General features: G+C 72.8%; 20 protein-coding genes. 5 read left to right on the forward strand and 15 right to left on the reverse strand.

Annotated elements, in window-relative coordinates:
- Nucleotides 1-82: 82 nt before the first annotated feature.
- Nucleotides 83-475, reverse strand: a complete 393-nt coding sequence (locus ACZ45Q_RS29215) for a peptidase inhibitor family I36 protein (RefSeq protein WP_468266741.1) — start codon at nt 473-475, stop codon at nt 83-85.
- 299 nt (nt 476-774) lie between these two features.
- Between ACZ45Q_RS29215 and ACZ45Q_RS29220 the strand changes: the two genes are divergently transcribed.
- Nucleotides 775-1,563, forward strand: a complete 789-nt coding sequence (locus tag ACZ45Q_RS29220) for a peptidoglycan-binding protein (RefSeq protein WP_468266743.1) — start codon at nt 775-777, stop codon at nt 1,561-1,563.
- A 7-nt stretch (nt 1,564-1,570) separates the two neighbouring features.
- Nucleotides 1,571-2,449: a helix-turn-helix domain-containing protein gene (locus ACZ45Q_RS29225; protein ID WP_468266745.1), complete on the forward strand. Its 879-nt coding sequence runs from the start codon at nt 1,571-1,573 to the stop codon at nt 2,447-2,449.
- 49 nt (nt 2,450-2,498) lie between these two features.
- On the opposite strand, the gene ACZ45Q_RS29230 is transcribed toward ACZ45Q_RS29225, so the two are convergent.
- The 7 genes from ACZ45Q_RS29230 to ACZ45Q_RS29260 all read right to left on the reverse strand — a co-directional run bounded on the left by ACZ45Q_RS29230 (nt 2,499) and on the right by ACZ45Q_RS29260 (nt 10,968).
- On the reverse strand, nt 2,499-3,737 hold the full coding sequence (locus ACZ45Q_RS29230) for an aminotransferase-like domain-containing protein (RefSeq protein ID WP_468266747.1): 1,239 nt from the start codon (nt 3,735-3,737) through the stop codon (nt 2,499-2,501).
- Nucleotides 3,738-3,980: 243 nt separating this feature from the next.
- Nucleotides 3,981-4,976: a porphobilinogen synthase gene (gene hemB / locus ACZ45Q_RS29235; RefSeq protein WP_468266749.1), complete on the reverse strand. Its 996-nt coding sequence runs from the start codon at nt 4,974-4,976 to the stop codon at nt 3,981-3,983.
- 225 nt (nt 4,977-5,201) lie between these two features.
- Complete coding sequence (locus ACZ45Q_RS29240; RefSeq protein WP_468266751.1) at nt 5,202-6,896, reverse strand: bifunctional uroporphyrinogen-III C-methyltransferase/uroporphyrinogen-III synthase; 1,695 nt, start codon at nt 6,894-6,896, stop codon at nt 5,202-5,204.
- Nucleotides 6,893-7,900, reverse strand: a complete 1,008-nt coding sequence (gene hemC / locus ACZ45Q_RS29245; RefSeq protein ID WP_468266753.1) for a hydroxymethylbilane synthase — start codon at nt 7,898-7,900, stop codon at nt 6,893-6,895. The genes ACZ45Q_RS29240 and hemC overlap by 4 nt, the downstream gene beginning before the upstream one ends.
- Nucleotides 7,897-9,705 (reverse strand): glutamyl-tRNA reductase, encoded by a 1,809-nt coding sequence (locus ACZ45Q_RS29250; protein WP_468266755.1) that lies wholly within the window; start codon nt 9,703-9,705, stop codon nt 7,897-7,899. The genes hemC and ACZ45Q_RS29250 overlap by 4 nt, the downstream gene beginning before the upstream one ends.
- Nucleotides 9,702-10,466 carry a redox-sensing transcriptional repressor Rex gene (locus ACZ45Q_RS29255; RefSeq protein ID WP_468266757.1) on the reverse strand — a complete coding sequence of 255 codons (765 nt, stop codon included), beginning with the start codon at nt 10,464-10,466 and terminating at the stop codon, nt 9,702-9,704. Before ACZ45Q_RS29255 ends, ACZ45Q_RS29250 begins: the two co-directional genes overlap by 4 nt.
- Nucleotides 10,467-10,740: 274 nt before the next feature.
- Nucleotides 10,741-10,968: a glutaredoxin family protein gene (locus ACZ45Q_RS29260; RefSeq protein ID WP_468266795.1), complete on the reverse strand. Its 228-nt coding sequence runs from the start codon at nt 10,966-10,968 to the stop codon at nt 10,741-10,743.
- A gap of 387 nt (nt 10,969-11,355) precedes the next feature.
- On the opposite strand from ACZ45Q_RS29260, the gene ACZ45Q_RS29265 reads away from it, so the two are divergent.
- From ACZ45Q_RS29265 to ACZ45Q_RS29275, 3 genes are all read left to right on the forward strand, one after another.
- Complete coding sequence (locus ACZ45Q_RS29265) at nt 11,356-12,270, forward strand: HAD family hydrolase (protein WP_468266759.1); 915 nt, start codon at nt 11,356-11,358, stop codon at nt 12,268-12,270.
- An 859-nt stretch (nt 12,271-13,129) separates the two neighbouring features.
- Nucleotides 13,130-13,918: an ECF subfamily RNA polymerase sigma factor, BldN family gene (locus ACZ45Q_RS29270; RefSeq protein WP_468266761.1), complete on the forward strand. Its 789-nt coding sequence runs from the start codon at nt 13,130-13,132 to the stop codon at nt 13,916-13,918.
- Nucleotides 13,919-14,160: 242 nt separating this feature from the next.
- A complete protein-coding gene (locus ACZ45Q_RS29275) occupies nt 14,161-15,411 on the forward strand; it encodes a DUF5667 domain-containing protein (RefSeq protein WP_468266763.1) in 1,251 nt (416 codons plus the stop codon).
- Nucleotides 15,412-15,522: 111 nt separating this feature from the next.
- Here ACZ45Q_RS29275 and ACZ45Q_RS29280 read toward each other — a convergent pair whose 3' ends face one another.
- The 7 genes from ACZ45Q_RS29280 to ACZ45Q_RS29310 all read right to left on the reverse strand — a co-directional run bounded on the left by ACZ45Q_RS29280 (nt 15,523) and on the right by ACZ45Q_RS29310 (nt 21,361).
- Complete coding sequence (locus ACZ45Q_RS29280) at nt 15,523-16,593, reverse strand: 1-acyl-sn-glycerol-3-phosphate acyltransferase (protein WP_468266765.1); 1,071 nt, start codon at nt 16,591-16,593, stop codon at nt 15,523-15,525.
- A gap of 14 nt (nt 16,594-16,607) precedes the next feature.
- Nucleotides 16,608-17,669 carry an NAD-dependent epimerase/dehydratase family protein gene (locus tag ACZ45Q_RS29285; protein WP_468266767.1) on the reverse strand — a complete coding sequence of 354 codons (1,062 nt, stop codon included), beginning with the start codon at nt 17,667-17,669 and terminating at the stop codon, nt 16,608-16,610.
- 269 nt (nt 17,670-17,938) lie between these two features.
- Nucleotides 17,939-18,037 carry a 30S ribosomal protein bS22 gene (locus tag ACZ45Q_RS29290; RefSeq protein WP_003948845.1) on the reverse strand — a complete coding sequence of 33 codons (99 nt, stop codon included), beginning with the start codon at nt 18,035-18,037 and terminating at the stop codon, nt 17,939-17,941.
- Between the two features lie 165 nt (nt 18,038-18,202).
- Nucleotides 18,203-18,412: a helix-turn-helix domain-containing protein gene (locus ACZ45Q_RS29295; protein ID WP_468266769.1), complete on the reverse strand. Its 210-nt coding sequence runs from the start codon at nt 18,410-18,412 to the stop codon at nt 18,203-18,205.
- A 129-nt stretch (nt 18,413-18,541) separates the two neighbouring features.
- Nucleotides 18,542-19,357 carry a phosphatase gene (locus ACZ45Q_RS29300; RefSeq protein WP_468266771.1) on the reverse strand — a complete coding sequence of 272 codons (816 nt, stop codon included), beginning with the start codon at nt 19,355-19,357 and terminating at the stop codon, nt 18,542-18,544.
- 115 nt (nt 19,358-19,472) lie between these two features.
- Nucleotides 19,473-20,645 (reverse strand): acetoin utilization protein AcuC, encoded by a 1,173-nt coding sequence (locus ACZ45Q_RS29305; protein ID WP_468266773.1) that lies wholly within the window; start codon nt 20,643-20,645, stop codon nt 19,473-19,475.
- 71 nt (nt 20,646-20,716) lie between these two features.
- Entirely contained in the window at nt 20,717-21,361 is a 645-nt protein-coding gene (locus tag ACZ45Q_RS29310) for an HAD family hydrolase (protein ID WP_468266775.1), read from the reverse strand.
- Between the last annotated feature and the right edge of the window lie 105 nt (nt 21,362-21,466).

Here is a 21,466-nt window from a genome sequence, read left to right on the forward strand (position 1 = left end):
TTCACGGCACGCGCCGCGGCCCGTCCTCTCCCCCGCTGGGAGGACGGGCCGCGGGCGTTTCACCGGGCCGGTCCGGCGCCGGTCAGCGGCAGTTGACCCACTTGTTGGACCCCTGCTTCCAGACGGTGTCGCCGGTTCCCTTGGCGCCCCTCTTCACCACCCCGGTGTTCCCGCCGTAGTTCTTCTTGCCGTACCACCGGTAGTCGCAGGACTTGCCGTGGTTGTACCAGGACTTGAAGCCCTGGAAGACCACGAACTTGGTCAGGTCCGCGTTGTTCCCCGCGACCTTCTGCATCCGGCCGGTGTAGTTCTTCCCGGACCAGACGCAGAACCAGCCCGACGGGCAGTCCTTCGCCGCCGCCGGCGCGGCCGGTGCCTCCGGCGCCGCCCCGGCCGTGCCCGCGCTTCCGGCCAGCAGGCCGCCGGTCAGTGCCACGCCACTGGCGACGACCGCGAACTTCTTGGTGATGGACATGCGTTCCCCCTTCGAGGTCTGGGTGGGCCGGCCGCGACGGCCGGCTCGGTGAACAGACTGCGGGGCGGCGGGCGCCGGTCTCCACGGTCGCCGCCGAAGTGACGCGCCTACGGGACGTCCCACCCGCTGACCTGCGAGGACGCCGGCCGAAGAGTCGGCGGGACGGGACGCCGGGACGGGCGGTGGCCGATTCCACGCGATGCGGAACCGCCGTCCGGTACGGATGACGGCCGCTGGGGCAGAATGCGACCGGGGGAAGGGTCCCTTGACCACGGGACCGCGAACGCGAGTGGGGGAACATGTCGCGGTGGAAAGAGCTGCCCGCGGAACTCGACCCGCGCGTGCGCCAGTTGGTGGTGCGGCTGCGCCGGCTGAAGGACCACGGCGGGCTCAGCATGCGCCAGTTGGCGGCGAAGACGGGGTACAGCGCCAAGTCCTGGGAGCGGTATCTGGGCGGCAGATCGCTGCCGCCGAGGGAGGCCGTCGAGGCCGCCGCCCGGCTCGGCGGCGACGATCCGACCCGGCTGCTCGCCCTGCACGAGGTCGCCGCCGAGGCCTGGGCGGAGCGACGCGGGGACGCACCCGCCCCGGAGGCACCCGGCACCGGCCCCCTGGCACCGCCACCGCGGAAACACCGCCGGTCCCTGTACGCCGCCCTGGTGGTGGGGGCCGTGGCGCTGGTGCTGGCCGCGTCCTCGGCGGTAGTGCTGGTGGCCCAGCGCTCGGACGGCGACGGCGGGAACGCCGGGAACACGGCGGGCCCGGGCGAGCGGACCACCACCTCGGCGCCCGGCTCGTCACCGGGCACACCGCCGCCGGCCGCCTACAGCTGCCGTATGGAGCGGACCGAGGGGAACTGGTACGCCGGCAACAGCCGTACCCGGGACGCCATCGTGGCCTACGGGCACGCCGGGCCCGAGGTCGCCGAGGCGCAGTGCCTGCTACGCCGGACCGGGCTGGACCCCGGGCAGATCGACGGCATCTTCGGACCGAAGACGCTGGGCGCCGTCAAGGCCGTCCAGAAGCGGGCGGGCCTGGTCGTGGACGGCATCATCGGCCCGCACACCTGGCGGGCGCTGCGGGGTTGAGCAGGGCATGGCCGGCACATCGACATCACCGGCGCTCTCACCGGAGCGGGCGCGGCTGACCGCCGCGCTGCGGGAGCTGAAGGACCGCACCGGCCTGAGCCTGGCGGGCCTCGCGGAGCGCACCGCGTACAGCAAGTCGTCCTGGGAGCGCTACCTCAACGGCAAGGCGCTGCCACCCCGTCAGGCGGTGCGGGACCTGTGCCGCGTCGCCCGCGAACCGGAGGGGCGGTGCCTGGCGCTGTGGGAGATCGCGGAGGCGGAGTGGAGCGGTCGCGGCACGCCACCGACCCCACCACTCCCGCGGACAACACCGGCACCGGCACCGGCATCGCCGGAGAAGGACGGGGACGGGGACGGGGACGGGGAGAGGAAGAGAAACCGTGCGGCCCGTCACCCCACCACGGGCCTGACCCTCCTGACGCTGCTCTGCGCCCTGGCCGTCGCCAGTTCGGCGGTGGCCGCCCTCCTCCTGACCCGCCCGGACGGCGCACCGCGCTCGTCCCCGGGGGCCGCGGCGGCGTCCGCTTCCGGCCCGCGCTGCCGGGGCGCGGACTGCGAAGGCCAGAACCCGTCCCTCATGCTCTGCGGCGGCGCCCCGAAGACCCTGGCCACACACCGCACGGCCACCGGCGCCCGGCTGGAGCTGCGCTACAGCGAGGAGTGCCGGGCGGGCTGGGCGCGGATGTGGGAGACGCGCGTCGGCGACCGCCTGGAGGTGACGGCCGGCGGCCCCACCCACGAGGTCGAGATCGAGGACCCTCTCGACACGGAGGCCTACATCCACACCACCATGGCCGGAATCCGCCCGGGAGCCGTACTCCGCGCCTGCTTCCGCCCCGCCGCGGACGGCGACGAACGGGAGTGCTTCAGCTCCCGCGTGGGGTGACCGGCCACCGGGTGCGACGGAGGGTCCCCGGGACGCCGGACGCCCCCGGTCACCGCGACCGGTCCGCCCGCAGCCCCTCCCGCAGCCTGCGCAGCCCCTCGGTGATCTCCTCGGGCGTCTGCGTCACGAAGCACAGCCGGAGCGTGCGGTGGTCGGCGTCCCCGGCGTGGAACGGCGCCCCGGGGACGTACGCCACGTCGTGCCGGACCACCTCAGGCAGCAGCGCGGTGGTGTCGTACGACTCCGGCAGCCGGGCCCACAGGAACATGCCGCCCTCGGGGCGGGTCCACGTCGATCCGGCCGGGAGGGCGTCCGCCAGCCCGGCGAGCATGGCGTCACGGCGGGTCCGGTAGGCGGCGGCGACCCGGGCGACGTGGGCGTCGAGGTCGCGGTCGGCGAGGTAGCGGGCGGCGGCGAGCTGGTTGACGGTCGGGGTGTGCAGGTCGGCGGCCTGCTTGGCGACGGCACAGGCCCGGCGCAGCCCGGCGGGGGCGCGGAGCCAGCCGAGGCGCAGGCCGGGGGCCATCACCTTGGAGAAGGAGCCGAGCAGCACGGTCCGGTCCCGGGCGCCGTCACAGGCCGCGATCCACGGCACCCGCTCGCCCTCGAAGCGCAGCTCGCCGTACGGGTCGTCCTCGACGATCCACAGGCCGTGGCGGGCGGCGACCCGTCCGAGGGCGGCGCGGCGCGCGGCGGGCATGGTGCGTCCGGTCGGGTTCTGGAAGGTGGGGACGGTGTAGAGCAGCTTGGGGCGTTCGCGCACCACCAGCTCGGCCAGCGCTCCGGGGTCCACGCCGTCCTCGTCCCCGGGCACGGCGACGATCCGCGCGCCCGCGAGGCGGAAGGACTGGAGGGCGGCGAGGTAGCAGGGGTTCTCGACGAGGACGGTGTCGCCGGGCTCGATCAGGGCGGTGGCGAGCAGGGACAGGGCCTGCTGGGAGCCGGTGGTGACCAGCAGGTCGTCGGGGCTCGTGGGCAGCCCGCGCGCCGAGGTGCGCGCGGCGAGCGCGGCCCGCAGCGCGGGCTCGCCCTCCGTCGTGGCGTACTGCAACGCCCGGGCCGGCGTCTCGGCGAGGACGGCCTGGTAGGCGGCGGCGATCCCGTCGGCGTCGAACAGCTCCGGCGCCGGCAGCCCACCGGCGAAGTTGATCACCTCGGGGCGGGCGGTCACGGCCAGGATGTCCCGCACCGGCGACCCGCCGACGGAGCGGGCCCGCGCGGCGAGCGGCGGCACGGGGGCGTCGGACACGGGTTCGGCGGTGGCCGGGGCTGACTCGACGGCGGTCATGGGGCGATCCCTTCGGCTGCGGCGCGGGCTGTCCGGCAGCCTAGAGATCTACATGCCGTCTACAAGCACAATTCCGTGATCCGGACGCCCTCTCAGCCGGACGCTCCCGGCCGGACGCCCACCGGGCGGGGCGCACCGGCCGGGGGCCACACCCGCCGCGCCACCGTGCCGGCCGCACCCGCCGCACCCGCGGTGCGGCGCACCCCCCTGCCAGCCGTGCCCGCCGCACCCGCTCCGTCGGCCTTACCGGCCCAGCTTCTGCGCGACCTCCGTCGCCCAGTACGTCAGGATGTTGCGCGCCCCGGCCCGCTTGATGCCGGTCAACGTCTCCAGGATCGCCCGGTCCCGGTCGATCCAGCCCTTCTCCGCGGCGGCCTCGATCATCGAGTACTCCCCGGAGATCTGGTACGCGGCGACCGGCACGTCCACGGCGTCCGCGACCCTCGCCAGGATGTCGAGGTAGGGCCCGGCCGGCTTGACCATCACCATGTCGGCGCCCTCCTGAAGGTCCAGCGCCACTTCCCGCATCGACTCCCGCGCATTGGCGGCGTCCTGCTGATAGGTCTTCCGGTCGCCCCGGAGCGAGGACCCGACGGCCTCCCGGAACGGCCCGTAGAACGCGGAGGCGTACTTGGCGGTGTAGGCGAGGACGGCGACGTCCTGCCGCCCGATCCGGTCGAGGGCGTCGCGGACGACCCCGATCTGCCCGTCCATCATCCCGCTCGGCCCGACGACATGGGCACCCGCGTCGGCCTGCACCCGCGCCATCTCGGCGTACCGCTCCAGGGTGGCGTCGTTGTCGACCCGCCCGTCGGCGTCCAGCACCCCGCAGTGGCCGTGGTCGGTGAACTCGTCCAGGCACAGGTCGGACATGACGAGCAGCTCGTCCCCGACCTCGGCGCGCACGTCCCGCAGCGCCACCTGGAGGATCCCGTCGGGGTCGGTGCCCGCCGTCCCGGCGGCGTCCTTCTTCTCCTCCTCCGGCACGCCGAACAGCATGATCCCGGAGACGCCGGCCGCGACCGCTTCCGCCGCCGCCTTCTTCAGGGTGTCCCGCGTGTGCTGCACGACCCCCGGCATCGCCCCGATCGGCACCGGCTCGTTCACGCCCTCGCGGACGAAGGCCGGAAGGATCAGGTCGGCGGGGTGCAGCCGGGTCTCGGCGACCATCCGACGCATGGCGGGGGTGGTCCGCAGCCGCCGGGGCCGGGTGCCGGGGAAGGATCCGTACGTCGTCATGCCACCTACGCTACGCCCGCCCCACCCGTGCCTTTGCCGACGCCGAGTCGGTGCGACGGCCCGCTGCGCATGCCCGCGCCGGAGGTCTGCGCCCGCCTGTGCCGCGCCAAGCAGCACTACGACCCGGCCGACCTCCTGCGCTACGGCCACGCGATCCCGGCGACGCCGGCCTGACCGGCGTCAGGAGCGGTGACGGGCGGGTTCGTTCCCGTCACCGCCTCACCGTCACGTCGTCGTCGACCGCCGTCTGCGCGACCCCGGACGGCGCTCGCTCGGGCGGGTCACCGGGTCGCCGGCCTCGATCGCCGCGGCGCGGCGCTTGGCGCCGAAGTCGGCCAGGGCCTCGGCCAGCTTCAGGACGGACGGCTCGGGGGCCATCACGTCGACCCGCAGGCCGTGCTCCTCGGCGGTCTTGGCGGTGGCAGGGCCGATGCAGGCGATCACCGTCACGTTGTGCGGCTTGCCCGCGATGCCGACCAGATTCCGCACCGTCGAGGACGAGGTGAACAGGACCGCGTCGAAACCGCCGCCCTTGATCGCCTCCCGCGTCTCGGCCGGCGGCGGCGAGGCGCGCACCGTCCGGTAGGCGGTGACGTCGTCGACCTCCCAGCCCAGCTCGATCAGCCCGGCGACGAGGGTCTCGGTCGCGATGTCGGCCCGCGGCAGGAAGACGCGGTCGATCGGGTCGAAGACCGGGTCGTAGGGCGGCCAGTCCTCCAGCAGGCCCGCGGCCGACTGCTCGCCGCTGGGCACCAGGTCCGGCTTCACGCCGAAGGCGATCAGGGCCTTGGCGGTCTGCTCGCCGACCGCGGCGACCTTGATCCCGGCGAAGGCGCGGGCGTCGAGGCCGTACTCCTCGAACTTCTCCCGGACCGCCTTGACCGCGTTGACCGAGGTGAACGCGATCCACTCGTAGCGGCCGGTCACCAGGCCCTTGACCGCGCGCTCCATCTGCTGGGGCGTGCGCGGCGGCTCGACGGCGATCGTCGGCACCTCGTGCGGCACGGCCCCGTACGACCGCAGCTGGTCGGAGAGCGACGCCGCCTGCTCCTTCGTCCGCGGCACGAGCACCTTCCAGCCGAACAGCGGCTTGGACTCGAACCAGGACAGCTGGTCGCGCTGGGCGGCGGCGCTGCGCTCGCCGACCACGGCTATCACCGGGCGGCCACCGTCCGGGGACGGCAGCACCTTCGCCTGCTTCAGGGTCTGCGCGATCGTGCCGAGCGTCGCCGTCCAGGTGCGCTGCCGGGTCGTGGTACCGGCGACGGTCACCGTCAGCGGGGTGTCCGGCTTGCGGCCCGCCGACACCAGCTCGCCCGCGGCCGACGCCACCGAGTCCAGCGTCGTCGACACCACGACCGTGCCGTCGGAGGCGCCCACCTCCGTCCAGCAGCGGTCCGAGGCGGTACGGGCGTCCACGAACCGGACGTCCGCGCCCTCGGCGTCCCGCAGCGGCACACCGGCGTACGCGGGGACACCGACCGCGGACGCGATGCCGGGGACCACCTCGAAGGGCACCCCGGCGGCGGCGCAGGCCAGCATCTCCTCGGCGGCGTACGTGTCGAGCCCGGGGTCCCCGGGCACCGCACGCACGACCCGCCTGCCGCCCCGCGCGGCCTCCATGACAAGATGTGCGGCATCCCTCATCGCAGGGGTGCCGACGGTCTTTGACGTACCGTCAACTACCGTCAGCTGAGGCGTGCCCGACGAGGACTCGTCCCCGTCGGTGTGCACCTCGGCGACGCCCTGCCGGGCATGCGTGCGTACGACGTCGAGCACCTCGTGCTCCGCGACGAGGACGTCCGCGTTCGCCAGCGCCTCCACGGCGCGCAGAGTCAGCAGTCCCGGATCTCCGGGTCCGGCACCGAGGAAGGTGACGTGCCCGTGTTCCGGAGCGGCGGGAAGGGTGGTGGGGCTCAATGTGCTCGCTCCCCCATCAGACCGGCCGCGCCCTGGGCAAGCATGTCGGTGGCGAGTTCGCGACCGAGCGCCAGCGCCTGGTCCTGCGTCTCGGGCACGGGACCGGTGGTGGACAGCTGCACCAGCGTGGAGCCGTCGGTGGTGCCGACGACGCCCCGCAGGCGCATTTCCTTGACAATCTGCCTGTCGGCCTGGGGGTTCCCCCGCTCGAGCGGTGCCGAGAGCGGGGGAAGGTCGGCCAGTGCGCCCACGGGGGCGCTGCAACCGGCCTCCAGGGCGGCGAGCAGTGACCGCTCGGCCGTCACGGCGGCCCGCGTGAACGGGTCGTCGAGCTCGCCGAGCGCGGCGATGAGGTCCGCGTCGTCCGCGGTGCACTCGATCGCCAGGGCCCCCTGGCCGGGGGCGGGCAAAACCGTGTCGACCGACAGGAAGTCGGTGACCTCGTCGCTCCGTCCGATCCGGTTCAGCCCGGCGGCGGCCAGCACGACGGCGTCCAGCTCCCCCTTGCGGACGTACCCGATGCGGGTGTCGACGTTGCCGCGGATCGGCACCGTCTCGATCCGCAGGCCGTGGGCGCGGGCGTACGCGTTGAGCTGCGCCATGCGCCGCGGCGCGCCCGTGCCGATGCGTGCGACCCTCTGGGGGGACGCGGCGAGGTCGGTGAACTTCAGCTCGTCCCGGGCGACGATCACGTCCCGCGGGTCCTCGCGCTGCGGTACGGCGGCGACCACCAGCTCGTCGGGCTGCGCGGTCGGCAGGTCCTTCAGCGAATGAACCGCGAAGTCGACCTCCCCCCGCAGCAGCGCCTCGCGCAGCGCCGCCACGAACACGCCCGTGCCGCCGATCTGTGCCAGGTGCTCCCGCGAGACGTCGCCGTACGTGGTGATCTCGACCAGCTCGACGGGCCGCCCGGTCACCTGGCTCACGGCCTCGGCCACCTGCCCGGACTGGGCCATGGCGAGCTTGCTCCGCCTGGTTCCCAGCCTCAGTGCCTTGTCAGTCATGCCGGCCCTCGGTTCTTCTCGGTGCTGTTTCCGGCCCGGGAGACGGACGCCACCGTCTCCGGGTCGAGGTCGAACAGGGTGCGCAGCGCGTCCGCGTACCCGGCGCCGCCGGGCTCGGCGGCGAGCTGCTTGACCCGTACGGTCGGCGCGTGCAGCAGCTTGTCCACGACGCGCTTGACGGTCTGGGTGATCTCGGCGCGGTGCTTGTCGTCGAGGCCGGGCAGCCGCCCCTCCAGCCGGCTCATCTCACCGGCCACGACCTCGGCGGCCATGCTGCGCAGCGCCACCACGGTGGGCGTGATGTGCGCGGCCCGCTGCGCCGCCCCGAAGGCGGCGACCTCGTCGGCGACGATCCGGCGGACCATGTCGACGTCGGCCGCCATCGGCGCGTCGGCGGACGCCTCGGCCAGTGACTCGATGTCCACCAGGCGCACCCCGCCCAGGCGGTGCACGGCGGCGTCGATGTCCCGCGGCATCGCCAGGTCGAGCAGGAAGAGCACCGGCTGCGGTCGGGGCACCTCGGCGACCGGCTCGGGCCGGCGGCGCTCCGGGATGCGGCCGACGGTCGCGGCGGTCGCGGCGAGCGCGGTGATCAGCTCGGCGTCGGCCTCGGCCGCCGCCTCGGGGCCCCGGCGCCCGCTCTCCCGCGTGCGGTCCACGGCCGTGCCGCCCGCGACCCAGGCCGCGTGCTGCTCCAGCGTCGCCGCGTCCATGCCGGCGACGGCGGCCTCGCCCATCACGGAGAACCCGGACGGCACACCGGACAGGTCCAGCGGGCAGTTGTCGTCGGCGCCGACGCCCGCGGGGGGCAGCGGCGTCTCCCGGACATCACGCATGTCCCGCAGCTCGCGGCTGTCCCGTACGTCGCGGGCGTCCCGTACCTCGCGCACGTCCTGTACGCCGGTGGCGGCGGCCGCGGCACGGCGGTCGTCGCCGGCCGTGACCTCCCCGGCGGGCTCGCCGGTACGGCCCTCCACGGCCGACGCGACCGCGTCGGCGGTCAGGACCAGGCCCGTCGCACCGGTGCAGGAGACGGCCACGTCGGCACGTGTCAGCTCGACCGGCACCGACTCCATCGGTACCGCGCGGGCCAGCACGTCCGTGTCGTCGCCCTCGGTCAGGATCCGGGCGAGCCGCTCGGCGCGCTCGAAGGTGCGGTTGGCGACGACGACCTCGGCGACCCCGGCCCGCGCCAGCGTCGCGGCGGCCAGCGAGGACATCGAACCGGCGCCGATGACCAGCGCCTTCTTGCCCCGGGCCCACGCCGTGACGTCACCGCCCGCGGCGAGCTGCTCCAGGCCGAAGGTGACCAGCGACTGCCCGGCGCGGTCGATGCCGGTCTCGGAGTGGGCGCGCTTGCCGACCCGCAGCGCCTGCTGGAACAGGTCGTTCAGCAGCCGACCGGCGGTGTGCTGGTCCTGCGCCTTGGCGAGGGAGTCCTTGATCTGGCCGAGGATCTGCCCCTCGCCGACGACCATCGAGTCCAGACCGCAGGCCACCGAGAACAGATGGTGGACGGCCCGGTCCTCGTAGTGCACGTAGAGATAGGGAGTGAGCTCCTCCAGGCCTACCCCGCTGTGCTGGGCGAGCAGCGTGGACAGCTCGGCCACACCGGCGTGGAACTTGTCCACGTCGGCGTACAGCTCGATGCGGTTGCAGGTGGCCAGCACCGCGGCCTCGGTGGCCGGCTCGGCGGCGAGCGTGTCCTGCACCAGCTTCAGCTGCGCGTCCGCGCCGAGCGAGGCCCGCTCCAGGACGCTGACCGGGGCGCTGCGGTGACTCAGTCCGACGACGAGGAGGCTCATGCCGGCATCACGGCGGGCACGTCCCCGTCGGGTCCCTGGTCGGTGGAGTGCTTGCGGGCCACCGCGGCGGGCACGGCGGCGGCGTCGGCCGCGGCCTCCTCGCCGGCCTTGCGCTGCTCGTGGAAGGCGAGGATCTGGAGCTCGATGGAGAGGTCGACCTTGCGCACGTCGACGCCCTCGGGGACGCTCAGCACGGTCGGCGCGAAGTTCAGGATCGAGGTGACACCGGCGGCCACGAGCCGGTCGCAGACCTGCTGGGCGGCACCGGCCGGCGTGGCGATGACGCCGATGGAGACGCCGTTGTCCTCGATGATCGACTCGAGCTCGTCGGTGTGCTGCACCGGGATGCCGGCCACGGGCTTTCCGGCCATCGTCGGGTCGGCGTCGATCAGCGCGGCGACCCGGAAACCACGGGAGGCGAAGCCGCCGTAGTTGGCGAGCGCGGCGCCGAGGTTACCGATACCGACGATCACAACCGGCCAGTCCTGGGTCAGGCCGAGTTCACGGGAGATCTGGTACACGAGATACTCGACGTCGTAGCCGACGCCCCTCGTCCCGTAGGAGCCGAGGTAGGAGAAGTCCTTGCGCAGCTTCGCGGAGTTCACGCCCGCCGCGGCCGCCAGCTCCTCGGAGGAGACCGTGGGCACCGAGCGCTCGGACAGCGCGGTGAGGGCACGGAGGTACAGCGGAAGCCTGGCGACGGTGGCCTCGGGAATCCCTCGGCTGCGGGTCGCCGGTCGGTGTGTTCGGCCAGTTGCCACGGTGCTCCTGCGGGTAGAGCGGGGCTCTAGGCGGTCATACGTCCCTACATGACCGCCCCGTCGACAGCAGGCTATGTCTTTGTGAACGCGTGCACAAAGATGGTGTCCGATTTGCCCGGCCAACGTGACCGGGGTCACGCGCCCCTGGCGCACGAACGGGGAACCGGCGCACTCGCGCACTCGTTCCTCTCTCATTGGGGGCAAAGCCGTACACGCTCCTCACGATCATCGCCCCCGAGACCTGGTCGCCATCGATCCTAAGCGACCATCCGGACTACTTGGACTCCTCGGTCAGTGCCCTGCGCAGCCGGTCCTCGTTCACACGCCAGAAGGTGTGCTGCCTGCCGTCGACGAGCACGACGGGGATCTGCTCCCAGTACTGGTCGTGCAGCCGCCGGTCCTGAGTGATGTCCCTCGACTCCCAGGGGACGCCGAGATCGGCGCACACCTTCTCCACGACGGTCTGTGCGTCATCACACAGGTGGCAGCCGGGTTTGCGGATGAGGGTGACGAGATGACGGTTCCGGGCGGGCTGCGGGGGCTGAGGGGGCTGGGCGGGCTCAGGTCCCCGGGCGGACTGCGCGGCCGAGGCGGGCTGCTGGGCCTCGGCGGGCTGCGCGGACTGGGTGGACTGGGCGGATCGGTCGGACTGAGGGGTCCCGGTGGTCCGGGTGTTCTCGGGGTGCTTACGGCGGAACAGGGGACTCATGCCGGCCATTCTCCCGCGCCGGGGCGGCTCGGGAACCCCCGCCGCGAAGGGCGGCCACCGGCGCACCGCCCCGGCCCCCCGCCCTTCGCCGCGCGCTTTAACGCCAGGGTCGCGGAGAGTTCACACCGTTCGAACCTCTCGGCTCCGGTGCGCCCGAACAAACTGGCTATGCTCACGGGCATGGCCGCTCTCGGATGGCTCACCCCCCGTAGGCGCTCCGCCACGGCGCGGAGCGTGTTGGCAGGCGAGGCCTCGGCGGAGGCAGCCCGCAAATCCACCCAGGACGTACCGGTCACCGGGGAGCCCGATTTCCCGGTCCACGGCGACGAACGCGCGGCGGCCTTCTTCGACCTCGACAACACCGTGATGCAGGGCGCGGCACTGTTCCACTTCGGACGGGGCCTGTACAAACGGAAGTTCTTCGAGACCCGCGACCTGGCGCGGTTCGCCTGGCAGCAGGCGTGGTTCCGGCTGGCCGGGGTCGAGGACCCGGAGCACATGCAGGACGCCCGCGACTCGGCGCTGTCCATCGTGAAGGGCCACCGGGTCTCCGAGCTGAAGTCGATCGGCGAGGAGATCTACGACGAGTACATGGCCGAGCGCATCTGGCCGGGGACGCGGGCGCTGGCCCAGGCCCACCTGGACGCCGGGCAGCGGGTGTGGCTGGTCACGGCGGCGCCGGTGGAGATCGCCCAGGTCATCGCCCGCCGGCTCGGCCTGACCGGCGCGCTGGGCACGGTGGCGGAGTCGGTCGACGGCGTCTACACCGGCAAGCTCGTCGGCGAGCCGCTGCACGGGCCGGCGAAGGCGGAGGCGGTACGGGCGCTGGCCATCGCGGAGGGCCTGGACCTGTCCCGCTGCGCCGCGTACAGCGACTCGCACAACGACATCCCGATGCTCTCGCTGGTCGGTCACCCCTACGCGATCAATCCCGACTCCAAGCTCCGCAAGCACGCACGCCGGCTGGACTGGCGCCTGCGGGACTACCGCACGGGCCGCAAGGCCGCCAAGGTCGGCATCCCGGCCGCCGCCGGAGTCGGCGCGGTAGCAGGCGGCACAGCGGCAGCCATCGCCCTCCACCGCCGCAAACGCTGACCCACCACGCGCGCGGTGGCTGGGGGGTCGCGTTGTGCAGCGGGTGCGGAGTGGTGGGGTTCGCGTCGTGTGTCGGGTGCGGGGTGGCGGGTGGATGCCTGCGGAGCCGCTGCGGGTGGTCGGGGTGCGCGTAGCGCCTTGGGTCCGGTGGGGGGTGCGCGTAGCGCCTTGGGTCCGGTGGGGGGTGCGGCGCCGCGCCGCGGGCGACTGCGGGTAGCGCCCATACCCGTGCTTGGTTACGCGCCATACGCGTCTGCGGGCGGCGCCCCGGCCCGTGCCTGGTTGCGCGCCGCGGCCGGCTGCCGCAGCCCGCGGGCAGTCGTGCCTCCCCCAGTGCCTGAACGGCCTGGGAGGTACCCCCAGGGCGATGGGGGTCCCCCCGCTCGAGCGAAGCCGAGAGTGGGGGAGGGTGGGCGCTGGGGGTGCCCCCTCTGGGGGAGGCACCCCGCTACGCCGGGCTGCGCAACGCCCCCACGCCAGCCACCGACAAACCGCCGGCGACACTTCGTGGCCGACGCCGGATGACCAGTGCAACGACCGCCGGAGGCCGGACGCAGGGCAATCCAAGTGACGTACCCGCACAACACCCACCCCAGTCCTCCCCCTCCCCACCCGACCACAACAGGTCCCACCAACCCCTGAACCCGGACCGTTCCGATCAGGAATCGATCACTCCTCGGCATCTGACCAGTCGTCAATCGGTTACAGAAGCGACGTAATCGATGATTTGAGCAACTGGGTGTAGCAGTGCCTGCACGAAGCGTTATTCTCCTCAGACGCAAACCGGTACCCCTCCGTCGCTACGACGGGTGAAAGGTCCCGCACTGCACGTGATGGAAGCTCTGCCTCTGGGAGTCCCGTGTACCCACACGTCGGGGTTGACGCCTCGGGCCTGGCTACGCTGCGCGCAACGGTCAAATCGGTCCAGGACCTGCTGCGCGACTTCGTCCCCACCGCGTACGCCGTCCCCGCCCTCGCCGCAGCCACCGCCCCCGCCGCGCCGTGCTACGCGCTCGCCGACGGCAGCGCCGCCGTCGGCAGACGCGGGCGGTCGTCCGGGGCCGGGGCCACCACCACCCGGCGCCCCGCGGCCGACAGCGACAGCGGCCGCATGATGGACCTCGTGGAGCGCGCCCAGGCCGGCGAGGCCGACGCCTTCGGACGCCTCTACGACCAGTACAGCGACACCGTGTACCGCTACATCTACTACCGCGTCGGCGGCAAGGCCACCGCCGAGGACCTGACGAGCGAGACCTTTCTGCGGGCGCTGCGCAGGATCGGCACCTTCACCTGGCAGGGCCGCGACTTCGGCGCCTGGCTCGTCACCATCGCCCGCAACCTCGTGGCCGACCACTTCAAGTCCAGCCGCTTCCGCCTGGAGGTGACCACCGGCGAGATGCTCGACGCCAACGAGGTCGAGCGCTCCCCGGAGGACTCCGTCCTGGAGTCCCTGTCCAACGCCGCCCTGCTCGACGCCGTACGCCGCCTCAACCCCCAGCAGCAGGAGTGTGTGACCCTGCGCTTCCTCCAGGGCCTCTCCGTCGCCGAGACCGCCCGTGTCATGGGCAAGAACGAGGGCGCCATCAAGACCCTCCAGTACCGGGCCGTCCGCACCCTCGCCCGCCTCCTGCCGGACGACGCACGCTAGCCCGCCGGCACCGCCACTCTCCGCCGTCCCCAAGTCACCTTCGGTGAAAGTCCGTTGACTCCGCGGTCCGCTCATCCACCGTCCGTAACCCAAGTGCCGCGCCGCTCGTTGTGCGGGATGCAGGCTCCCTGTGGTCACCCCCTGACCGACTCGGATCACACGATCGTGTGGTTCCGGTCCGGGCGTGCAACCCTCAGGACCCCCTGGGGAGTCGACCGTCATGACGAGAGGAGGTGCCGCCAGTGATCGCGAACGTATCGGCGCACCGGCGGGCGAACGCCTTCGCCCAGGCTCTGGAGGAGCAGTCCGATCGGAGCGCGGCGGCCGAGCAGACCGAGAGATCCGCACCGGCCGACGACGCGGCGGAACAGACCGAGCAGGGGCGCCTCGTGGCCCTCGCCTCCGGTCTCGGTTCGCTGCCCCGTCCGGAGCTGGATCCGGAGGTCAAGGTCGTCCAGCGGGCCCAGCTGGTGGCCGCGTTCGAGGCCATGCTTCAGGAGGGCGGCGCCGGAGACGGGGCGGCGGATCCCGCGGTGCCCGAGCAGCGCCGCCCCCGTGGCGCCCACCGCGCGACCCCGCTCAAACGGTTCCGGCCGCGCACGCGCCTGGCCAAGGGTCTCACCGCGGGCGGACTCAGCGTCGGCGTGGCCGCGGGAGCCTTCGGCGGAGTCGCCGCCGCCAGTTCGGACGCCCTGCCCGGCGACTCGCTCTACGGCCTCAAACGCGGCATCGAGGACTTCAAGCTCGGCCTCGCCGACGGCGACGGCGAGCGCGGCCAGGCCTACCTCGACCAGGCCTCCACCCGGCTCAGCGAAGCCCGCCGGCTGCTGGAACGCGGCCGCGGCGGCCAGCTCGACCACGAGTCCGTCGGCGAGATCCGCCGCGCCCTGTCCGGCATGCGGCACGACGCGTCCGAGGGCCACCGCCTGCTCAGCGCGGTGTACGCCCGCGACCCCGACTCGCTCGGCCCCATGCAGGCCCTCTCCGCCTTCTCGCGCTCCCACCGCGAGACCTGGGGGGCGATGCGTGAGCGCCTGCCCGTGCAGCTCGGCGACGTCAGTGAGCAGGTGACGTCGGTGTTCGACGCCATAGAGGAGGACGTGGCACCGCTGCGCTCCCTGCTCCCCGAGCCCCCCGCACGGGACGACGGCGAGGGCCGGCAGCGCGGCGGAGCGGAGTCGACGCTCCCGGACACGCCCGGCCAGCACCGCTCGACGCCGCCCAGCACCGGCAGCGGCAGCGGCTCCGCCGACGACGGTGACCGCACCGACAGCAGGCACCCCAGCGAGTCCGCGGACTCCGGCAAGGAGGACGACGGCCTCATCGGCGGCGGCACCGGCGGCCTGCTGGACCCGCCGAAGGACAGCGGCAGCGCCTCACCGTCCACCGGTGGCGGCGGCCGGCCGCCGATTCCCGAGCCCGACGTCACCCTCCCGCCCCTGCTGCCCGGTCTCCTGCCCGGCCTCGGCATCGAGGGCGAGGACGCCGACTGAGACCGGCGACGGCCGGCGGACGACCGGCGATGGGGCGCCCCTTCCACGAGGGGCGCCCCGTCGCCGTATCGCCGTGTTCCCCGTATCGCCGTACGCCTGAGGGAGCCCCTCCTAGAAGAACACCGACCGGCGCTGCACCAGCAGCTTGTACAGGGTGTGCTGGATCTGCTCCCTGACCTGGTCGGTCAGGTTGAACATCAGCATCGGGTCCTCCGCCGCCTCCGCCGGATAGCCGTCCGTCGGGATCGGCTCGCCGAACTGGATCGTCCACTTCGTCGGCAGCGGCACCGCACCCAGCGGACCCAGCCACGGGAACGTCGGCGTCAGCGGGAAGTACGGGAAGCCCAGCAGCCGCGCCAGGGTCTTGGCGTTGCCGATCATCGGGTAGATCTCCTCCGCCCCGACGATCGAGCACGGCACGATCGGCGTACGCTGCCGCAGCGCCGTGGAGACGAAGCCGCCACGGCCGAAACGCTGGAGCTTGTAGCGCTCGCTGAAGGGCTTGCCGATGCCCTTGAAGCCCTCCGGCATCACCCCGACCAGCTCGCCCTGGCCCAGCAGCCGCTCGGCGTCCTCCGCGCAGGCCAGCGTGTGGCCGAGCTTGCGGGCCAGTTCGTTGACCACCGGCAGCACGAAGACCAGGTCGGCGGCGAGCAGCCGCAGATGCCGGCCCGCCGGGTGGTGGTCGTGCACGGCGACCTGCATCATCAGGCCGTCCAGCGGCAGCGTCCCGGAGTGGTTGGCGACGATCAGCGCGCCGCCCTCGGACGGGATGTTCTCGACGCCCTTCACGTCGACCCGGAAGTACTTCTCGTACATCGGGCGCAGCAGGGACATCAGCACCTGGTCGGTGAGTTCGGCGTCGTACCCGAAGTCGTCGACCTCGTAGTCGCCGGTGAGGCGGCGGCGCAGGAAGGCCAGGCCGCCCGCGATGCGCCGCTCCAGGCCGCCTCCGTCCTCGCCGCCCGGCTGCTCCCGCGGCGGCTGCGCCGACTCCTCCTCCGCCGCCGGGACGTCGTCCTGCGCGGCGCCCCGCACGGGCAGGGGCTGCACCTCCCGCACCGGGACGGGCTCCGCCGTGCCCTTGCGCCGGCTCCCCGCGGTACGGCGCCGCGACGGGCGCTGCACCGCGCCCCCGCGGGACCGGTCGTCGTCGAACGGAATGACCTTGGCGTCCGCCATCGTTGATGCGCTCCTCAGTTGGCGCTCTGCGTCGGGGGCCGGCCGCTGCCGCTGACGGCCAGGGCCGTGATCCGGTCGACGGCCCCCGCAAGGGCCTCCGGCGGGAGCAGGCCGGGTCCTCGGCTGCGTGCGAAGTCCGCGAAGGTCTCCGCGGTCGTGTGCTTCGGCTGGAACCCCAGCGTTTCGCGCATCTGGGTGGTGTCCACGACCCGGCCGTGGGTGAGCAGCCGGATCTGCTCGGGGGAGAAGTCCGTCATCCCCAGCGTACGCATCACGGTGCCCGCCCAGGTGACCGCCGGCAGCAGCAGCGGCACCGTGGGGCGTCCCAGTCGCCGGGAGCACTGGGAGAGCGTCAGGACGCCGTCGCCGGAGATGTTGAAGGTGCCGCTGTTGAGCGTGCCGCGGCGCGGCTCGTGCGAGGCGATCCGCAGCACCTCGACCACGTCGTCCTCGTGCACGAACTGGAGCCGCGGGTCGTAGCCGAACACGGTCGGCAGCACCGGCAGCGAGAAGTAGGAGGCGAGCGGGGTCTGCACGGTGGGGCCCAGGATGTTGGCGAACCGCAGCACGCACACCGCGACGTCCGGCCGCCGGCGGGCGAAGCCCCGCACGTAGCCCTCGACCTCGACCGTGTCCTTGGCGAACCCGCCGCTGGGCAGGGACTTGGGCGGCGTCGTCTCGGTGCAGACGGCCGGGTCGCGGGGCGCGGACCCGTAGACGTTCGTACTGGACTTGACCACGAGCCGCTTCACGGCCGGCGACTTCTGGCAGGCACCGAGCAGCTGCATGGTCCCGATGACGTTGGTCTCCTTGACCGAGGTCCGGCTGCCGCTGCCCAGCGGCGTGCCCGTCACGTCCATGTGGACGACCGTGTCGGCGCCCGTCTCGGCGAGCACCCGGCCGATGGTGGGCTGGCGGATGTCGGCCTGGACGAAATCGGCACCGCCCAGATGGTGCTCGGGCGGGACCGCGTCCACGCCGATGACCCGGTCCACCTCGGAGTCGCGCTGGATCCGCCGGACGAACCGGCCCCCCAGCTGTCGGGCCACTCCGGTCACCAGCACGACCTTGCCCAAGATCAGCGCCTTCCTTCCGCCCTGGCCGCCCGGCCGGCAGCCGGCCATGCCGTCGTTCCGCTGCTCGTACCCTGCCGGGTTCCCCGTCCCGGGCCAACCTAGCGGGTCGGTGTTGCGCTGTGATGACCGTCGAATGCACCAAGTGACGAGAATTCGCGGTCGTACGGCGACGCCCCCCCCAGACGGCTGTGGCCCCCCACCGGATCCGGTGGGGGGCCACAACTCACGCCTTCGCGGCGTCGCGTCGCGTCGCGTACTGCTTGCTGCGACTACTTCTTGTTACGACGCTGAACGCGCGTGCGCTTGAGCAGCTTGCGGTGCTTCTTCTTCGCCATCCGCTTGCGCCGCTTCTTGATAACAGAGCCCACGACTACCCTCGCTCACTTCTCATCACTCGGTTGTTTGGGCGCCATGGGCCCACACGACCTACGAGGGGCTAGCCTACCCGCCCGAGCGCTGAGGTCGTAATCGAGGGGGCTCGAGGGGATCCGGAGGAGGTCCGGCACAGCCCTGGGGACCTCCTCCGGTCGCCCTCAGGCGGTGTCCACCCCCACGAAGCTCTCGCGGAGATAGTCGTGAACCGCGTTCTCCGGGACGCGGAACGACCGTCCCACCCGGATTGCAGGCAGATGACCACTGTGCACCAGCCGGTACACGGTCATCTTCGACACTCGCATCACCGAGGCTACTTCCGCCACGGTCAGGAACTGAACCTCGCTCAGAGGCCTCTGGTCTGCACCCATGACACACCTGAACCTTCCGCACTCGACGGCCACCGGCTTCCCCTTCCGGTGACTCTTCGTCGCTGCGTGCTCACTCCCCAATGTAGGTGCGGGTGATGCGAGTGGGGAAGAGGTGCACCCATCAACGTCCTACTGGGACAGACACGCTCGTTTGAGTACGTAGCGGGTAAGCGGCCGGTAGTAATCAGACCGCACGGCGTCATCAAGTGGAACGGCGACGGACACCGACCCCTCCGCCTGACCGACGAACAACGCGGGGTCGTCCGTATCGGCCAGCCCGATGGCCTCGAACCCCAGCTGACCTGCTCCGCAGACCCAGCCGTGGTCTCCGATCACCAGCTCCGGCAACGGGCCGCCGGCCTCGGCCGCCGCCGCCAGCGCGGTCCGAACCGGGAGCGGTGAGTGCGTGTGTGCGCCGGGCTCACAACCGGGGCGGAGAGCGCCGGGTTCTCGCATCAGCGCGACGCCTCGTACGTAGGCGACGTTGTGCGTACGTAGACCGAACCGGGTCGTTATGTCGACACAGCGACCCTGCGCCGGGGTGAGGACAGCACACCCCGCCGCCGACAGAGCGTCTGCGAGACCGGCGTAGAAACCGAGCAGCCGGTGCGGGTGCCCGGTGCCGAGCAGCACGGGCGCGCGCTGCCGGGCCGCCGCGGCGATCCGGTCGGCGAAGTCGTCCAGCGCGGTGAGCGTCCGGTCCGGATCGATCACGTCCTGACCCTCGGTGTGCCGGGGATCGGCCGAAACACCGCACCTGTCCGCCATCAGCCCGATCAGATCGCGCTGCGTCCAGGCCCCTTCGGGATCGATCCCCATCAGCGCGCGGGGGTCCCGCGCCGCGAACAGCCGGTAGCTCCGCAGGCTCACCTCCCGCGAGGTGGCCACGACGCCGGCCAGCCCGGCCCGGAGGAGATGCTCCCGCAGTCGCCCACGATCCCACACCCTGCGAGCGTCCCGGACATTCCCGCCGCCCGCCCCGGAAACCCCTGAACACCCCACGGTCGGCGTAACCCCTACCCCCGGCCGCGCCCCGGCTGCCGGCCGCCGCACGCCGCCCTCACGCCAGCAGGCCCCGCAACGGGAACACCGCCCGCCGAGCCGCCAGCACCGCCTGGTCCAACCGATCCGCCGGGTCGTACCCGGCCTCCCAGCCGGCCCACTCCACAGGCCACCGCCCATCGGTCATCCGCATCGGCCCCAGCTGCCGCGTCCGCGCGTACACCTCCTGACGCCACCCCTCCGGGATCACCGTCTCCGGCTCCACCGCCTTCCCCGCCGCGATCCCCACCAGATGCGTCCACGACCGCGGCACCACGTCCACCACCGCGTAACCGCCCCCGCCCAACGCCACCCACCGCCCGTCGGCGTACTCGTGGGCCAGGTCGTGACAGGCCACCTGCACCGCCCGCTGCGCGTCCAGCGACACCGCCAGATGCGCCAACGGGTCCTCGAAGTGCGTATCGGCCCCGTGCTGGGTCACCAGCACCTGCGGCCGGAACTCCGCGATCAGCTCCGGCACCACGGCATGGAACGCCCGCAGCCACCCCGCGTCCCCGGTCCCCGCCGGCAGCGCGACGTTCACCGCCGCCCCCTCCGCCGAGTCGGCCCCCGTCTCCTCCGGCCACCCGGTCTGCGGGAACAGCGTCCGCGGATGCTCGTGCAGGGACACCGTCAGCACCCGCGGGTCCTCCCAGAACGCCGCCTGCACCCCGTCCCCGTGGTGCACGTCGACATCGACGTACGCCACCCGCTCGGCCCCCAGTTCCAGCAGCCTCGCGATGGCCAGCGCCGCGTCGTTGTAGACGCAGAACCCCGACGCGCACCCGGGCATCGCATGGTGGAGCCCGCCGGCGAAGTTCACCGCGTGCGGCGCATCGCCGCGCCACACCGCTTCCGCCGCCCCCACCGACTGTCCCGCGATCAGCGAGGACACCTCGTGCATCCCCGCGAACGCCGGATCATCGATCGTGCCCAGCCCGTACGACCCGTCGGCCGCCCCGGGGTCCGCGGAGGCCGCCTTCACCGCGTCGATGTAGTCCTGCCGGTGGACCAGCCGCAGCGTCGACTCCCCGGCCGCCTTCGCGGCGACCACGTCGACCTCGCGGTCCAGCCCGAGGGCGTCGATCAGTCGCCGGGTGAGGTCGAGCCGGACCGGGTCCATCGGATGGTCCCGGCCGAAGTCGTACCCCGTTACTGCCTCGTCCCACATCAGCTGTGCGCGGCCGCTCATGCCCGCCACCGTATCGGTCCGGTTGAGCGTCGAACGACCGGGCTCACGCCCGTATCGTCCGGCCCGCTACGTCACACCAGCAGCGCCGCCAGCTCCCCCATGTCGGAGAAGAGCCCCGTGGCCCCGTCGAGCCTCGCCGCCGGCGTCATCCCGGTGAACCCGTACACGTCCATCCCCGCCGCCACGGCCGCCCGGACCCCCAGGGGACTGTCCTCGACCACGACGCAGCGCGCGGGTGCCACCCCCATCCGCTCTGCGGCATGCAGAAACAGATCCGGGGCCGGCTTGCCGCGCCCGACGTCCTCGGAACTGAAGATCCGCCCGTCGTCGAACCACCGGTCCAACCCGGTCTTCCGGTGCCCCACCCGGATCCGCTCATGGCTCCCGGAGGAGGCCACGCAGTACGGCACGCCGTCCGCGGCGAGCTTCTCCAGCACGTCGACGGCCCCGTCCACCGGTTCCAGGTCCCGCTCGAACGCGGCGAACACCCTCCGGTGGAAGACCTCGTCGAAGTCCTCCGGCAGCGCGGCCCCCGTACGCTCCCGGATCAGGTCGTGCACCCGGTGCATGGCCGCACCCATGTAGTCACGCAACGAGTCCTCGTACGTCGTCGGATGCCCCAGCTCGGTCAGATAGCCGGCCAGCAGCCGGTTGGAAAGGGGCTCGCTGTCGACGAGGACGCCGTCGTTGTCGAAGATGACCAGGTCATATCGCATGACACGACACTAAACGCAGAAAGGCCCCGCACCGAATGGTGCGGGGCCTTCCCCAATCAAGAATTGTTCGGCGGCGTCCTACTCTCCCACAGGGTCCCCCCTGCA

The sequence above is a fragment of the Streptomyces sp. NPDC031049 genome, assembly GCF_055571015.1.

Excerpts from the sequence above, each read along its gene's own strand:
- ACZ45Q_RS29215 (WP_468266741.1), bottom strand. The coding sequence starts at position 475 with ATGTCCATCACCAAGAAGTTCGCGGTCGTCGCCAGTGGCGTGGCACTG.
- ACZ45Q_RS29220 (WP_468266743.1), top strand. The coding sequence starts at position 775 with ATGTCGCGGTGGAAAGAGCTGCCCGCGGAACTCGACCCGCGCGTGCGC.
- ACZ45Q_RS29225 (WP_468266745.1), top strand. The coding sequence starts at position 1,571 with ATGGCCGGCACATCGACATCACCGGCGCTCTCACCGGAGCGGGCGCGG.
- ACZ45Q_RS29230 (WP_468266747.1), bottom strand. The coding sequence starts at position 3,737 with ATGACCGCCGTCGAGTCAGCCCCGGCCACCGCCGAACCCGTGTCCGAC.
- hemB (WP_468266749.1), bottom strand. The coding sequence starts at position 4,976 with ATGACGACGTACGGATCCTTCCCCGGCACCCGGCCCCGGCGGCTGCGG.
- hemC (WP_468266753.1), bottom strand. The coding sequence starts at position 7,900 with ATGACTGACAAGGCACTGAGGCTGGGAACCAGGCGGAGCAAGCTCGCC.
- ACZ45Q_RS29250 (WP_468266755.1), bottom strand. The coding sequence starts at position 9,705 with ATGAGCCTCCTCGTCGTCGGACTGAGTCACCGCAGCGCCCCGGTCAGC.
- ACZ45Q_RS29265 (WP_468266759.1), top strand. The coding sequence starts at position 11,356 with ATGGCCGCTCTCGGATGGCTCACCCCCCGTAGGCGCTCCGCCACGGCG.
- ACZ45Q_RS29280 (WP_468266765.1), bottom strand. The coding sequence starts at position 16,593 with ATGGCGGACGCCAAGGTCATTCCGTTCGACGACGACCGGTCCCGCGGG.
- ACZ45Q_RS29295 (WP_468266769.1), bottom strand. The coding sequence starts at position 18,412 with ATGGGTGCAGACCAGAGGCCTCTGAGCGAGGTTCAGTTCCTGACCGTG.
- ACZ45Q_RS29305 (WP_468266773.1), bottom strand. The coding sequence starts at position 20,645 with ATGAGCGGCCGCGCACAGCTGATGTGGGACGAGGCAGTAACGGGGTAC.
- ACZ45Q_RS29310 (WP_468266775.1), bottom strand. The coding sequence starts at position 21,361 with ATGCGATATGACCTGGTCATCTTCGACAACGACGGCGTCCTCGTCGAC.